The 13,725-nt window shown below is 73.9% G+C and carries 16 protein-coding genes; 6 read left to right on the top strand and 10 right to left on the bottom strand.

What is annotated here, in order from left to right; genetic code table 11:
* Positions 1-12 precede the first annotated feature (12 nt).
* Entirely contained in the window at positions 13-837 is an 825-nt protein-coding gene (locus tag ABZZ17_RS17130; protein ID WP_356876715.1) for a type 1 glutamine amidotransferase domain-containing protein, read from the bottom strand.
* Between the two features lie 277 nt (positions 838-1,114).
* Between ABZZ17_RS17130 and ABZZ17_RS17125 the strand changes: the two genes are divergently transcribed.
* From ABZZ17_RS17125 to ABZZ17_RS17105, 5 genes are all read left to right on the top strand, one after another.
* Positions 1,115-1,387, top strand: coding sequence for a UBP-type zinc finger domain-containing protein (locus tag ABZZ17_RS17125; RefSeq protein WP_356876713.1), 273 nt, complete (start codon positions 1,115-1,117; stop codon positions 1,385-1,387).
* Positions 1,384-3,195 (top strand): FAD-dependent oxidoreductase, encoded by a 1,812-nt coding sequence (locus tag ABZZ17_RS17120; RefSeq protein WP_356876711.1) that lies wholly within the window; start codon positions 1,384-1,386, stop codon positions 3,193-3,195. The genes ABZZ17_RS17125 and ABZZ17_RS17120 overlap by 4 nt, the downstream gene beginning before the upstream one ends.
* Positions 3,196-3,250: 55 nt before the next feature.
* Entirely contained in the window at positions 3,251-3,742 is a 492-nt protein-coding gene (locus tag ABZZ17_RS17115; protein WP_356876709.1) for a hypothetical protein, read from the top strand.
* Positions 3,743-3,821: 79 nt separating this feature from the next.
* Entirely contained in the window at positions 3,822-4,151 is a 330-nt protein-coding gene (locus tag ABZZ17_RS17110; RefSeq protein ID WP_356876707.1) for an antibiotic biosynthesis monooxygenase family protein, read from the top strand.
* Positions 4,148-4,627: a group II truncated hemoglobin gene (locus ABZZ17_RS17105; RefSeq protein ID WP_356876705.1), complete on the top strand. Its 480-nt coding sequence runs from the start codon at positions 4,148-4,150 to the stop codon at positions 4,625-4,627. The genes ABZZ17_RS17110 and ABZZ17_RS17105 overlap by 4 nt, the downstream gene beginning before the upstream one ends.
* Positions 4,628-4,713: 86 nt before the next feature.
* Here ABZZ17_RS17105 and ABZZ17_RS17100 read toward each other — a convergent pair whose 3' ends face one another.
* The 7 genes from ABZZ17_RS17100 to fmt all read right to left on the bottom strand — a co-directional run bounded on the left by ABZZ17_RS17100 (position 4,714) and on the right by fmt (position 10,376).
* Positions 4,714-5,079 (bottom strand): barstar family protein, encoded by a 366-nt coding sequence (locus ABZZ17_RS17100; RefSeq protein WP_356876703.1) that lies wholly within the window; start codon positions 5,077-5,079, stop codon positions 4,714-4,716.
* Positions 5,076-5,540, bottom strand: a complete 465-nt coding sequence (locus ABZZ17_RS17095; RefSeq protein ID WP_356876701.1) for a ribonuclease domain-containing protein — start codon at positions 5,538-5,540, stop codon at positions 5,076-5,078. Before ABZZ17_RS17095 ends, ABZZ17_RS17100 begins: the two co-directional genes overlap by 4 nt.
* Before the next feature lie 49 nt (positions 5,541-5,589).
* Positions 5,590-5,811, bottom strand: a complete 222-nt coding sequence (locus ABZZ17_RS17090) for a CarD family transcriptional regulator (RefSeq protein ID WP_281205152.1) — start codon at positions 5,809-5,811, stop codon at positions 5,590-5,592.
* 95 nt (positions 5,812-5,906) lie between these two features.
* The gene (locus tag ABZZ17_RS17085) at positions 5,907-6,920 is read right to left on the bottom strand and encodes a sugar-binding domain-containing protein (RefSeq protein WP_281205210.1); all 1,014 of its coding nucleotides are present in this window, start codon (positions 6,918-6,920) and stop codon (positions 5,907-5,909) included.
* A 138-nt stretch (positions 6,921-7,058) separates the two neighbouring features.
* Complete coding sequence (gene rpe, locus ABZZ17_RS17080; protein WP_356876699.1) at positions 7,059-7,745, bottom strand: ribulose-phosphate 3-epimerase; 687 nt, start codon at positions 7,743-7,745, stop codon at positions 7,059-7,061.
* A gap of 98 nt (positions 7,746-7,843) precedes the next feature.
* Complete coding sequence (locus tag ABZZ17_RS17075; protein WP_356876697.1) at positions 7,844-9,313, bottom strand: transcription antitermination factor NusB; 1,470 nt, start codon at positions 9,311-9,313, stop codon at positions 7,844-7,846.
* Between the two features lie 118 nt (positions 9,314-9,431).
* On the bottom strand, positions 9,432-10,376 hold the full coding sequence (gene fmt, locus ABZZ17_RS17070) for a methionyl-tRNA formyltransferase (RefSeq protein WP_356876695.1): 945 nt from the start codon (positions 10,374-10,376) through the stop codon (positions 9,432-9,434).
* A 253-nt stretch (positions 10,377-10,629) separates the two neighbouring features.
* Here fmt and ABZZ17_RS17065 point away from each other — a divergent pair, with 253 nt between their 5' ends.
* The gene (locus ABZZ17_RS17065) at positions 10,630-11,163 is read left to right on the top strand and encodes a hypothetical protein (RefSeq protein ID WP_356876693.1); all 534 of its coding nucleotides are present in this window, start codon (positions 10,630-10,632) and stop codon (positions 11,161-11,163) included.
* A gap of 151 nt (positions 11,164-11,314) precedes the next feature.
* Here ABZZ17_RS17065 and ABZZ17_RS17060 read toward each other — a convergent pair whose 3' ends face one another.
* Both ABZZ17_RS17060 and ABZZ17_RS17055 read right to left on the bottom strand, forming a co-directional pair.
* Complete coding sequence (locus tag ABZZ17_RS17060; protein ID WP_356876691.1) at positions 11,315-13,414, bottom strand: primosomal protein N'; 2,100 nt, start codon at positions 13,412-13,414, stop codon at positions 11,315-11,317.
* A 77-nt stretch (positions 13,415-13,491) separates the two neighbouring features.
* A partial coding sequence (locus ABZZ17_RS17055) for a methionine adenosyltransferase domain-containing protein (protein ID WP_356876689.1) occupies positions 13,492-13,725 on the bottom strand: 234 nt, incomplete at its 5' end.

Here is a 13,725-nt window from a genome sequence, read left to right as displayed (position 1 = left end):
CCCCTGATGGATTTACCAGCCGTAGCGGGTGAGGCCGTCCTCCAGCACTTCCACGATCTTCTGCCCCGTGAGATAGGAATCGGGGGTGGAACGCCCGGTGACGAAGGGGAAGTCGACGATGACGGAGACCGGCTTGCCGAAATTCCCGTGGTACGCGCCGCGCGGGCCGGTCGCGTCGCGCAGGATGTATTCCAGCGGATACGGGGGCGGCCCCATGTTGAAGTCGGTACCGAGGAATCCGGTGCCGTCCTTGTAGTCGTATTCCTTGCAGTGGCCGGTGACGTGCTTGCCCCAGATGATGCTCTTGCGGTCGCTCCAGTCCCGGGCGAAGGCCAGGCAGGCGACTCCGTAGCACTCGGCGGCCACGACCTTGCCGGCCTTCCGGAAGGCCAGGATCAGGGCGTGCACGCGTTCGTTGTTGGCGAGGTCGGCGATGGGCCCGCTGCCGCCGACGACGAGGATCGCGTCGTAGCTGGCGACGTCGGCGTCGAGCCCGTCCAGATCGCGGTGGTACTGCTCCAGCTTGCGCAGGTAGCCCTCGTCGCTCGTGTACGGGCGCTCGGGCACCCAGGCCTCGATGTCGAGCGGGGAGTCGAGCCGGCTCGACTGCTCGAACTCACGGCCCAGCCGGGCGTTCTCCTCGGTGGTCACCGAGCGGCCCAGCGGGGGGTCGACGTAGTTCGCGTCGAGGCTCGGCGGAAGTGCGTGCGCACGCTTTCCGGTCGGCGTCGCGAATACGGTCTCGTAGCCCCGCTCGTCGAACGTGGACACCGGACCGATGAGTTCCTCGGCCCAATATCCGTGTTCGGAGACAATGACCAGAATCTTTCTGCTCACGGATTCCTCCAGGCGCCGCCTGTTGTCGTTGGCGTCCCCCACACTGCGTGCGCCCGGGGCCTGCGTCAAAGCGCCCGTACGCGACTTCGTGAGGTAGCGGGCAAGGTGGGGCGGGCACCTCACGTAGTCGCCCGGAGAGGTCATGAAGTAGCTTCCGGACTACCTGACTTCGGCCGAATCGATGAACCTTTTCCGAGTGCCCGCCCTATGGTCTGGACGCGCCGTGCACCACGGGCGGGCCGGGGAGCAGGAGTGCGCGAGGAAAGGGACGGGGACGATGACGACGGACCTGCTGTGCACCCACGCCGACCGGATACGTCCGGTGGAACCCGGCACCGAGGGCTGCGAGGAGTGCCTGCGGACCGGCGACGGATGGGTCCATCTGCGGATGTGCCTGAGCTGCGGGCACGTCGGCTGCTGCGACTCGTCGAAGAACCGGCACGCCACCGGGCACTACCGGACGAGCGGCCACCCGGTCGCGGCCTCGCACGAGCCCGGCGAGGACTGGGCCTGGTGCTACGCCGACCAGCTGATGCTGGACCCGGCATGAGCGCGGCCCGCGGGGACGCCGCCGCGCGGGGCCCGGCCGCGGCCGCACCGGCCACCGCGCCGGCCGCCACCGCTCCCACCACCGCCGACGCCGCTGCCACCGCCGACATCGCTGCCGCCGCCGCTGCCACCGCCGAGCGGGCGGAGAGCCGCAAGCCCGTCATCCTGGCCGTGGACGACGACCCGCAGGTGCTGCGCGCCGTCCGCCGGGACCTGCGCAGCGCCTACGGCGACCGGTACCGGGTCCTCGGCGCCTCCTCGGCGGCCGACGCCCTGAAGATCCTGGACTCCCTCGACGAACGCGGGCACGATCCCGCGCTGTTCCTGGTCGACCAGCGGATGCCGGACGTCACCGGGGTGGAGTTCCTGCTGGAGGCGGTCAGCCGCTTCCCGGACGCCCGCCGCGTGCTGCTCACGGCCTACGCGGAGACGGACGCGGCCATCACCGCCATCAACCGGGTGCGCCTGGACTACTACCTGCTCAAACCCTGGGACCCGCCCCACGAGCGGCTCTTCCCGGTGCTGGACGACCTGCTCTCGGACTGGCTGGCGACCTACCGCCCGGCCTACGACGGGATCATCGTCGCCGGCCACCTGGTCTCCCCCGGCACCCACGCCGTACGGGACTTCTTCACCCGCAACGGCCAGCCCTTCCGGTTCCTCAACGTGGAGCGGGACCCCGAGGCGCTGACCGTGATCGCCGCCGCCCGGGCCGACGCGGCACTGCCCCTGGTGCGCTTCCCGGACGGAGCGGTGCTCTCCGCCCCCTCCGACACCGAGCTGGCCCGGCGCCTCGGCCTGGCCACGACGGCCTCCCGCCCGCACTACGAGTGCGTCATCGTCGGCGCCGGGCCCGCGGGGCTCGCCGCCGGGGTGTACGCGGCCTCCGAGGGCCTGTCCACGCTGATGCTGGACTCCCGCGCCCCGGGCGGCCAGGCGGGCACCTCCAGCCTGATCGAGAACTACCTCGGCTTCCCCTCGGGCCTCTCGGGCGGGGACCTGACGCGCCGGGCCACCATCCAGGCCTCCCGGTTCGGCGCCGAGATCCTGCACCCGGTGGAGGTGGTCTCGCTGACACGGGACGACCCGGCGAAGGTCCTGACCCTGGCGGACGGTACGGAGATCAGCGCGGAGACGGTGCTGCTGGCGACCGGGGTCTCGTACAACCGGCTCCAGGCCCCCGGCGCGGACCGTTTCGAGGGCGCGGGCCTGTACTACGGCGCGGCCACCACGGAGAGCTCGGCGTGCATCTCGCAGCACGTGTTCATCGTGGGCGGCGCCAACTCGGCCGGCCAGGCGGCGGTGCACTTCGCCAAGTACGCGGCCCGGGTGACGGTCCTGGTCCGCGCCGCCTCCCTGGAGGCGAGCATGTCCCGCTACCTGGTCGACGAGATCGGACGGACCCCCAACATCGAGGTCAGGGTCCGCACCACGGTGGTCGCCCTCGACGGCGGCGAGCACCTGGAGCGGATCACCCTGCACGACGGCGACACCGGCGCGGACACCGAGGTCCCCGCCCGCTTCATGTTCACGTTCATCGGCGCCCGGCCGCACACGGACTGGCTGAACGGGGTCGTGGAACGCGACGAGCACGGCTTCGTCCTCACCGGCTCCGACCTGATCGCGAACGGGGGCGAACTCCCGGCGGAATGGAGCCTGGAGCGGGCCCCGTACCCGCTGGAGACCAGCGTTCCCGGGGTCTTCGCGGCCGGCGACGTACGCGCCCGTTCGGTGAAGCGGGTGGCCTCGGGCGTGGGCGAGGGGGCGATGGCGGTGTCCCTGATCCACCGCTACCGCTCGATGGGCTGAGGGCGAACGGCCCGGGCCTTGCGATCAAGACGGTACCGGATGCAACGTTGATTACATGATTACAGCCGAACAGAGCGAAGAGCTCCGCGCGTGGTTCGCGGAGCGCCTGCCGGCGGACGTCTACGAGTCCCTCGTCTCGGTCGCCGTCGACCGCGAGGAGATCACGGTCGTCGGGACCCTCCCGGCGGCCGAGTCGGTCAAGGGGTTCCGCGAACGCACCCGCGAGGCACGCGTCGAGGTGGCCCGGGCGGCGGAGGAGCTGTACCGCCGCAAGGTGGCCTGGGGCGTGCGGTCGGGTGAGGAGACCGTCCTCTTCACCCATCTGGCCGTACCCGTCATGACCCGGCTGCGCCAGTCCGAGCGCCAGGTCCTCGACACCCTGGTCGAGGGCGGCGTGGCGCGCAGCCGGGCCGACGCACTGGCCTGGTGCGTGCGCCTGGTCGGGCAGAACGCCGACCCGTGGCTCACCGAGCTGCGCGACTCCCTCGACGGGGTGCGCCGGGTCCGGGAACAGGGCCCGGACGTCACGAAGTCTGGGTCCGCATGACCCGAAGCCCTTCCGGGCACCCATGATCCACGGAAGGGTGACCGAGACCACCAGATCCCGGGGAGAGGCACGCACACCCATGACCACGACCGTCGAGTACATCCGCTACCGGATCGCCCTGGACGACCAGCAGGCGTTCGAGGAGGCGTACGCCCGGGGAGCCGAGGCCCTGGCCGCCTCGCCCGAATGCGTCGACTACGAACTGGCCCGCTGCGAGGAGGAGCGGGAGCGCTACATCCTGCGCATCCGCTGGACCTCGATCGACGCCCACCTGAACGGCTTCCGCAAGGGCGAGCACTTCCCGGCGTTCTTCGCCGCGATCCGCCCGTACGTGACGGCCATCGAGGAGATGCAGCACTACCTCGTGACCGCGGTGGCGGGTCCGGGAAAGGCCGCCGGCCGGTCATGAGCACCACGCCCACGATCTACGAGTGGATGGGCGGCGAAGAGGCGATGGTCCGCCTCACCGACGCCTTCTACGCCCACGCCCTGCGGGACGAGGTCCTGGCCCCGGTCTTCGAGGGGATGGACGCCGGGCACCCCCGGCACGTCGCGGTCTGGCTGTCGGAGGTCTTCGGCGGCCCGGCGGACTACTCGGCCCACCACGGCGGCCACCAGCACATGGCCACCAAGCACCTGGGCCGCGCCATCACCGAGCGGCAGCGCCGCCGCTGGGTGGACCTGCTGCTGGACACCGCCGACGAGGTCGGACTGCCCACGGACCCCGAGTTCCGGGCGGTGTTCGTCTACTACATCGAGTGGGGCACCCGCATGGCCCTGATCTACTCGGGCCCCAACCCCCCTCCGGTGGACGCGGCGAAGATCCCGGTCTGGTCCTGGGGCCAGACCCCGCCGTGGGTCCCGAAGGAGGCGGCGGCGGAGTGAACACACCCGTGGGGGCAGCTCGCGCCGCCCCCACGGCGCCCCGTCGGTCCGGCCGCCGCCGGTCCGCCCCCGTCAGTCCGCCCCCGTCAGTCCGCCAGCACCACCGTCAGCGGCGGCCGGCCGTCCGCGTCCCGGCTCCAGAAGTCCACGGCGTCCTCCAGGATCTCCCCGAGGGTCTCCCAGTCGTCGGGCCGCTCGGCCGCGTACGCGCGCCACGAGGTCACCGCGATCAGCCGTCCCGGCGCCGCCGGCAGCCAGGACAGGTCGGTCAGCACGTCCGCGAGGGCGTCCCAGTTGCCGCCGAACCACTCCGGCGCCCGCAGCGCCCGCCCGCAGCGGCGCAGCACCGCGGCCTTGCTCCGTACGCCGTCCAGGTCCAGCCGCAGCGTCGTCCAGCCGGCCTCCTCGGCGGCGCTCAGCGCGGGGGCGAGCGGGCGCGGGTCCAGGCTCATCGGAGAACCGCCTTGAAGGTCTCGTAGTGGTCGTCCGTGTAGTAGAACTCCCCGCCCTGGCCGGTCACGATCCGCCGGGCCCCGCGGTCACGTTCTCCCGGTGTCCTCACGGTGAACTCGTGGTAGTAGCCGCGCTTCTGCCGGGGCAGGGCCTTCTCGAAGTTCCCGAAGACGGTGCCGTCCTGGCGGTAGGCGTACGGTCCGCCCTTGTCGATCAGCGCGAGCACCTCGCGCGCCTGCGACGGCAGCGCGTCCGCGCGTACGGTCGCCATCCCCTTCGCCCACCCGGGCAGCGCGGGGCCGCCCGTGGGCTTACCTCCGGAGGAGGCCTCGGCGGTACTTGCGGCAGGCGGGGCCGGGGCGGAATCACCGCCGCAGCCCACCGCACCGGCCAGCGCGGCACAGAGGAACAGCGCCCCCAGCACGCGCAGCAATGATCGGGGCACGTTCCGAAGGATCATGCACCGATCGTGCCAAACATCCGATTCGCTCGCGAATCGCCCGGTCGCTTCAGAGAGCGGCCATCTTGGTGTACGGACTCAGGACACGGCACTGGATCGAACCGAAGTCGACGAGAACAGCGATTCCCTCCTCAACACCGACGACACGGCCGAGGCCGTGCTCGTCGTGAGTCACCCGGTCGCCGACGCTGAACTGCCGGAGCGGCGGTTCCACGGGGGCCTTGAACGGGCTGGACGGCAAATGGCGGCGAGGTACTGCTGACTTAGTCATTGAAGCCAGTATGCGCCCCCGGGGGCGCCTCGCGGTCCGCTGTTCGGGTCTCGATTCCGGCACCATCCCGATCACGGGGTCCGGAAACGGCCCGGTCAGTCGTCGGGGTCGGCCCGGTCCAGCGCCGGCCGCAGTCCCGGAGCGGACTCGGTCAGCAGGTAGTCGGCCACGGCCGTGTCGGTGACGAGGCTGGTCACGAGGCCCGAGCGGAGCACCGCGCCGATCGCGGAGGCCTTGCGCAGCCCGCCCGCGATCGCCACCACCTCGGGGATCCGGCGCAGCCGGTCGGCCTCCACGGTGATGCACCGCTCGCCGAGGTCCCGGCCCACCCGGCGCCCGTCGGCGTCGAACAGATGGGCGGACATTTCGGCCGCGACGCCCAGCGAGGCGTAGTGCGCGCGCTCCTCGTCGGTCAGCATGTCGTGGACGGTCGAGATGCCCGGCTCCCAGGAGCCGATCGAGACGGCGGCGACGGTCACCTTGTCGAAGTACTCGAAGGCCCGCGCGATCCCCGTCTGGCCGCGCAGCGCGGCCGCGGTCGCCGGGTCGGGCAGCAGCATCGGCGCGTAGATCGGGTGCGCGTCCCCGCCGGACACCTGCGCGGCCCGGCGCACGGCCTCCACGGACCCGCGCTCGGCGGTCCCGGCGTCGTACACGCCGGTCAGCTGGACCACGGTGCACGGCGGCAGCCGGTGGAGGGAGGCGGCCATGTGGATGGTGGAGCGCCCCCACGCCAGCCCGAGCACGTCGCCCTCGTTGACGAGTTCGCCCAGCAGGTCGGCCGCGACCGCGCCCAGGTTCTCCGGATCCGGAGCGTCCTCGGTGGCGTCGGCCGGCGATTCCACGACGACGGCGTGCCGCAGCCCGTACCGGGCGCGGAGCGCGTCGGAGCGCTCCGCGTCCAGTTCCGCCGGTACGCGGATCTCGATCCGCACGAGGTCGCGTTCGAGGGCGGTCTCCAGGACCCGGGCCACCTTGAAGCGGCTCACGCCGAACTCCTCGGCGATCTGGATCTTGGACTTGCCCTCCAGGTAGAAGCGGCGCGCCATGGCCGCCGCCTGCACCAGCTCCGCGGGTCCCATCCGCAGGGCTGACCGTCCCGCCGACATTGCAGACACCGCGTTCTCCTCACTGCTGTTCACACTGTCGTGTTCACACTCTCGACTCGCCGTTCATCCTGTCAGATCCGACGGCCGTTGATCAGCCTGGACGGCTTCCGTTCACCGAGCTGTTCACCAACGCTTGGCTCAGTGGTCGCAAGCCCAGGGCGCCGCGGCGATGGCCGCGCCCGCCTGCTCGCGCAGGGTCCGCACCGCGGCGGCCGGATCGACCGCCCCGTACACCGCGCTGCCGGCCACGAACACGTCCGCGCCGGCCTCGGCGACCCGCTCGATCGTCGAGGCCGAGACCCCGCCGTCGACCTGGACCCACAGGTCCAGACCGTGCTTGGTGATCAGCTCACGGGTGCGGCGCACCTTGGGCAGCATGATGTCCAGGAAGGACTGCCCGCCGAAGCCGGGCTCGACCGTCATGATCAGCACCATGTCGAGCTCCGGGAGGATGTCCTCGTACTGCTCGATCGGGGTGCCCGGCTTCAGCGCCATCGCCGCCCGGGCCCCCTTGGCCCGGATCTCCCGCGCGAGCCGCACCGGCGCGGCGGCGGCCTCGGCGTGGAAGGTGACCGATCCGGCCCCGGCCTCCACGTACTGCGGCGCCCAGCGGTCCGGGTCCTCGATCATGAGGTGGAGGTCCAGCGGGATGTCCGTGGCGCGGCTGAGCGACTCCACGACCGGCATCCCGAGGGTCAGGTTCGGGACGAAGTGGTTGTCCATGACGTCGACGTGCAGCCAGTCGGCCCCCTCGACGGCCCTCGCCTCCTCGGCGAGTCGGGCGAAGTCGGCGGACAGGATGCTGGGATTGATCTGAACGGCCATGCCCCCAAGCCTGCCATGCCCCCGCCCACTTCCGGCCATGGCCCCGGAACTCGGGGCCGGGGCCGCCGGCGCCCCCGCGGCGGCGGCCTCGGCCCGGGCTACGCCGTGCGCCGGATCAACGCCAGGTACATGGCGTCCGTGCCGTGCAGGTGCGGCCACAGCTGGACGTCGGGACCGTCACCCAGGGCCGGTACGCCCTCCATGTACGGGCGGGCGTCGATCAGTTCGGCGGCCACCGGCTCGGCGCCCGCGCCGCGGCCCTTGAGGACGTCGTCCACGACCACGCGGGTCTCCGCCAGGTGCGGGGAGCAGGTCGCGTAGCCGACGACGCCACCGACGCGGACCGCCGACAGCGCCTGCCGCAGCAGCCCCCGCTGGAGCGGGGCGAAGCCCTCCAGGTCCTCCGGCCGCCGCCGCCACCGGGCCTCCGGGCGGCGCCGCAGCGCGCCGAGGCCGGAGCAGGGGACGTCCATCAGGACCCGGTCGAAGGAGCCCGGCCGCCACGGCGGCCTCGTGCCGTCGGCCGCGATGACCTGGTACGGGCCCGGGTTGCCGGCCAGCGCGTGCTCGACGAGCCTCGCCCGGTGCGGCTGCTTCTCGGAGGCCAGCAGGAAGGCCCCGCGGCGGGCGGCGAGCGCGCCCAGCAGGGCGGCCTTGCCGCCGGGGCCGGCGCAGCCGTCCAGCCAGCGCGCGTCCCGGCCCTGGACCGGGACCGCCGCCAGCGCCAGCGCCACCAGCTGGCTGCCCTCGTCCTGCACGCCGGCGCTGCCGTCGCGCACCGCCTCCAGCGCGCCCGGCTCGCCGCCCTCGGCCATCCGGACCGCGTACGGGGACCAGCGTCCCGGCAGCGCCGAGTCCTCGCCGACGGCCTCCAGCAGCTCCTGGGGGGTGGAGCGGCCCGGCCGCGCGACCAGCGTCACCTCGGGCCGCTCGTTGTCGGCCTCCAGGAGGTCCTCGATGCCCGCGCGCCCGCCGCCCAGCGCGTCCCACAGGGCGCTGACGACCCAGCGGGGGTGGGAGTGGTAGACGGCCAGGTGTTCCTCGGCGTCGTCCTCGTACGGCGGGGCCACCAGCTCCAGCCAGGCGTCCAGGTCGTGCGCGGCGATCTTGCGGAGCACCGCGTTCACGAACTTCGCGCGCCCGTCGCCGAGCACCACCCGCGCCAGCTCCACGCTCGCCGAGACGGCGGCGTGCGTCGGGATGCGGGTGCCGAGGAGCTGGTGCGCGCCGAGCGAGAGCACGTCCAGGACCGGCGGGTCCACCTCGCGCAGGGGCCGGTCGATGCAGGCCTTGATCACCGCGTCGTACGTGCCCTGGCGGCGCAGCGTCCCGTAGACGAGCTCGGTGGCCAGGGCCGCGTCCCGCGCCTGGAAGTTCTCGTCCTGGCGGGCCTTGCGCAGCAGCGGCGGCAGCACGAGGTTCGCGTACGCGTCCCGCTCGCCCACCGCCCGCAGCGCTTCGAAGGCCAGCATCCGGACGGGGTCCTTCTGCGGCCGGCGGTAGGGCTTGGCCTGCTTGCCGGACGGCTTGCCGCCCTGGGCGGGACGGCGACGGGGCTGTTCGCTCACGTGAAAGGTGCTCCGGAGGTACGAGTGCTGCGGGTGTGCGGAAGAGGATCGCGGAAGAGGAGGGTGACGGGCCGACGGGCCGCGCGGGCGTGCGCCGCCGGGGTCGTCACCGCTGGGTTCAGCCTACGTCGGCCCCGCCGAGGCGCTCGCCGGGAGCGATCCGCACCCCGCGCGCCCAGTCGGCGGCCTTCATCGGCTTCTTGCCCTGCGGCTGGACCCAGAGCAGCTCGACGGCGTGCGAGCCGGTGCCGGCGTAGACGTTGTTCTTGGCGGGAGCGAGCACGCCGGGCGCCAGGTCCGTACGGTCGGGCACGAGGCCGACCGAGATCAGCTTGAGCCGCTCGCCGCGGAAGACGGTCCACGCGCCCGGGGCCGGGGTGCAGCCGCGGACCACCCGGTCGACGCGCAGCGCCGGGGCGTTCCAGTCGACGCGCGCGTCCTCGACGGTGATCTTCGGCGCGAGGGAGATCCCGTCGGCGGGCTGTTCCACGGCGCGCAGGGTGCCGTCCTCAATGCCGTCCATGGTCGCGGCGAGCAGTCCGGAGCCCGCGAAGGCGAGACGGGTCAGCAGGTCGCCGCTGGTGTCCGTCGGGCGGACGTCCTCGGTGAGGATCCCGAAGACGGGACCGGTGTCCAGCCCCTCCTCGATGCGGAAGGTGGAGGCTCCGGTGACCTGGTCACCGGCCATGAGCGAGTGCTGCACGGGCGCTGCCCCGCGCCAGGCGGGCAGCAGCGAGAAGTGCAGGTTGACCCATCCGTGGCGGGGGATGTCGAGGGCGCTCTTGGGGATCAGGGCGCCGTAGGCGACGACCGGGCAGCAGTCCGGGCCGATCTCGCGCAGCCGGGCCTGGAACTCCTCGTCGCGCGGGCGGACGGGCTTGAGGACCTCGATCCCGGCCTCCTCGGCGCGCTCGGCGACGGGGCTGGCGACGAGGCGGCGGCCCCGTCCGGCGGGTGCGTCGGGCCGGGTGATGACGGCGGCGACCTCGTGTCGCCCGGAGGCGAGCAGGGCGTCCAGGGCGGGCACGGCGACCTCGGGGGTGCCTGCGAAGACGAGCTTCACTTGGGTCCTACCTCGCTATCTCGGCTGTCAGCAGCACACCAGTCTATGGGGCCCGTGCGGGGCCGCCCACCTGCGGTCCCGAGGGGGCGTACGCACACACGCGCGCCTCTCGCATATGCCGACACGCCCCCAGTGCGTGACCTGGGCGCCGGGTGGCGCGTTGGTCAAGAGAGATTGACCGAAACGGGCCGCGAAATGAGAACGGTGTCTGCGGCCCGATCCGCTCTTCAGCACCGGTTCGAGAGGCTTCTCCATGGCCGACCACGCCACCCATGACGCCCAAGCACGGGCCAGCCTGCACCTCCTGGTGCGGGACATCGAGCGGGTTCGCCGGCAAGTGGACGCTCTGCGTACGCTCACCGCCCAGCTCGGCAACGTGTACCGCCCGCGCCGCTCCGGGCCCTCCACGGGCTTCGTCGTCTACGGCAGGGCACCGGCACCCACCGTCCGCCTCGCGCAGGAGCTGCGGGACAGCGTCGAGACCCTGGTCACCGCGGCCGTGGACTTCGACCGCTCGCTCGGCTTCTCGTGGGACGCCGTCGGCTCGGCGCTCGGCGTGACCAAGCAGGCCGTGCACCGCCGCTACGGGGCCCGCCGCGCGCAGCCCGCCGAGTCCGCGGAGCCGCCGGCCGAGGGCACCACCACCCGGACCCTGGGCCCGCTGCCCACGATCCCGGCGGCCCGCACGGTACCGCCGCAGCCCGTACGCGAGGACTCCGCCGCCGGGTCCCCCCAGACCGCTTCCGCCACGCGCTCACCGGCCTTCCCGGGCCCGCGCAACGGCTGACCGGGCGCCCGTCGCCGCCGGGTCGCCGACCCCCGACGGCCGGGCCCCGGCTCCGCACCACCCGCCCCCGGCGGGGCGACCGCTCCGGTCGCTCCCCCCCGGGGGCTTCCGGCGTGCCCGCCCGCGCCCGGGGCGGGGACCGCGCCCCGGGTCAGCCGATGTCCGGCGGGTCGATCCGGACCCGGACCGCCTCCCCCGCCGGCACGCCGCGCGCCATCCGGGCGGCCTGCGCGGACTTCAGGGCGGCCGCCAGCGCGGCTCCGCTGCCGGGCGGGACCCGTACCAGGGCCCGCTCGCCGGGCGAGGGCTCCCCGCGCCGCCCGGGCAGCGGCACCGGGCCCAGGACCTCCGCGTCGGGCGGGAGCTCGGCGGCCGCGAGGAAGGCCTCCAGCGCCGCCCCTTGCCCGGCCACGGCTGCCATCCGGGAGACCGGCGGGAACCCCAGCTGGGACCGGTCCGCGAGTTCCCGTACGGCGTGCCCGACCGGGTCCCAGCGCACCAGGGCCTGTACGGGCCGCAGCGTGGGCTCCGCGACGACGACCACCTGCCCGTCGGCCCGCACCAGGGAGGCGGCGGCGATCCAGCGGCGCAGCGCCTCCTCCCCCGCCCGCAGGTCGGGCCGGGTCAGCATGGCCCAGCCGTCGAGGAGCAGCGCGGCCGCGTACCCGGCGCCCGTCGCGACCGGTTCGGCGCCCGGGGTGCACACCACCAGGGCGGGCCGGTCCGGGACCTCGTCCAGGACGTGGTCGCGCCCGGAGGTCCGTACGGGCACGGCCGGGAAGGCCCGTCCCAGTTCCTCGGCGGTCCGCCGGGCGCCCACGACCTGGGCCCGCAGCCGGAAGGAACCGCACTCCTCGCAGTGCCAGGCCGGCTCCGCGCGCCCGCACCACCCGCAGTGCAGGTCCCGCTCGTCGGGGGCCTCCAGCGGCCCCGCGCACACGGTGCAGCGGGCGGGGGTGCGGCAGCGTTCGCAGGCCAGCCGGGGCACGTAGCCGCGCCGGGGCACCTGGACGAGTACGGGACCGTCCTTGAGGCCCTCCCGGACGGTCTCCCAGGCCAGGCTCGGCAGTCGCGCGGCGCGGGCCGCCCCGTCGCGGGCGAGGAGCTCGTCGCCCACGGTCCGGATCCGGGGCGCGGCGGCGCGGACCGTCTCGCGGTCGGCGACCAGCGGCCGGGCCCAGCCGGTCTCGACCAGCTGGGCGGCCTCCACGGTGCAGCTCGTGCTCCCGGCGAGGAATCCGCAGCCGTCGCTGACGGCCCGCAGTTCCAGTACCTCGCGCACGTGCGGGAAGGGGGCGCGGTCGTCGGCGTGGCTGGAGTCGCCGTCGTCCCAGATCGCGACGAGTCCGAGGTCCCGTACGGGGGCGAACATCGCGGCCCGGGTGCCGACGACGGCGCGCACGGAGCCCCGGCTGACCGCGAGCCACTGGCGGTAGCGCTTCTCGGGGCCGGAGTCAGCGGTGAGCAGCGCGTGCCGGCCCTCTCCGAGCAGGGCGGTGAGCGCCGCGTCGACCCGGGCGGCGGTGCGCCCGTCGGGGACGACGGCGAGGGCGCCGCGGCCGGAGGCGAGGGTGGCCGCCATGGCGCGGGCCAGTTCGTCGGCCCAGCCGGGGCCGGGCAGCGCGGTCCACACGGCTCGGGGGGTGCCGCCGGTGGCGAGGGCGCGCAGGAAGCCGGGTCCGGCGCCGTACCGCTGCCAGCCGCCGGGCCCGGGCGCGGGGGGCGGGGGGAGCGGTTCGGGCGAGGGCTTGGCCTCGGCGCGGGCGTTGCGCGGGGGCAGGGCGAGCTGGAGGACGTCGGCCAGGCTGCCCGCGTACCGGTCGGCGACGGCCTGGGCGAGGGCCAGCATGCGGGGGCCGAGGACCACCTCGGGCGAGACGACCTGGGCCAGGGCGGCCAGCGCCCCCTCGTAGTCGGACTCGGCGCGCCGCTCGACGATGAACCCGTCGATGAGCCCGCCGCCCTCCCGGCGGCCGCCCTGCACCCGGTGGGAGCCCGCGCCGAAGCGGACGCGGACGCGGACGCCGGGCTGCGCCGCCTCGGAGAGCTCGGCGGGCACGGCGTAGTCGAAGGGCCGGTCGAGGTGGAGGACGCCCTTGTTGACGAAGACCCGGGCGACCGGGAGTTCCTCGGCGAGGGCGGCTCCGCGCCAGGTGCGCGGTTTGGCCTTGGGCGCCTTGGCCTTCGCCTCGGCGACCATCTCCCGGATCAGTGCGAGCTGTTCCGGCGGGGGATCGTTCGCGCTGCTCACACAGCATTCTTACCAAACGCCGCCGACAACGAACGGCCCCGGACCTCAGGAGGTCCGGGGCCGTTCGCGAAAGGGTCCTACAGACCGGCGGCCGTGCGCAGGGCGTCGACGCGGTCGGTGCGTTCCCAGGTGAAGTCGGGGAGTTCGCGGCCGAAGTGGCCGTAGGCGGCGGTCTGGGCGTAGATCGGCCGCAGCAGGTCCAGGTCACGGATGATGGCGGCCGGACGCAGGTCGAAGACCTCGCCGATGGCCTCCTCGATCTTCTGGACGTCGACCTTGGCCGTCCCGAAGGTCTCCACGAACAGCCCGAC

It is taken from the genome of Streptomyces sp. NPDC006512, assembly GCF_040611935.1.
In the GTDB taxonomy this organism is placed as follows: domain Bacteria; phylum Actinomycetota; class Actinomycetes; order Streptomycetales; family Streptomycetaceae; genus Streptomyces.
The sequence above is the reverse complement of the archived record's forward strand: the minus strand, read 5'-3'. Positions and strand labels throughout refer to the sequence as shown.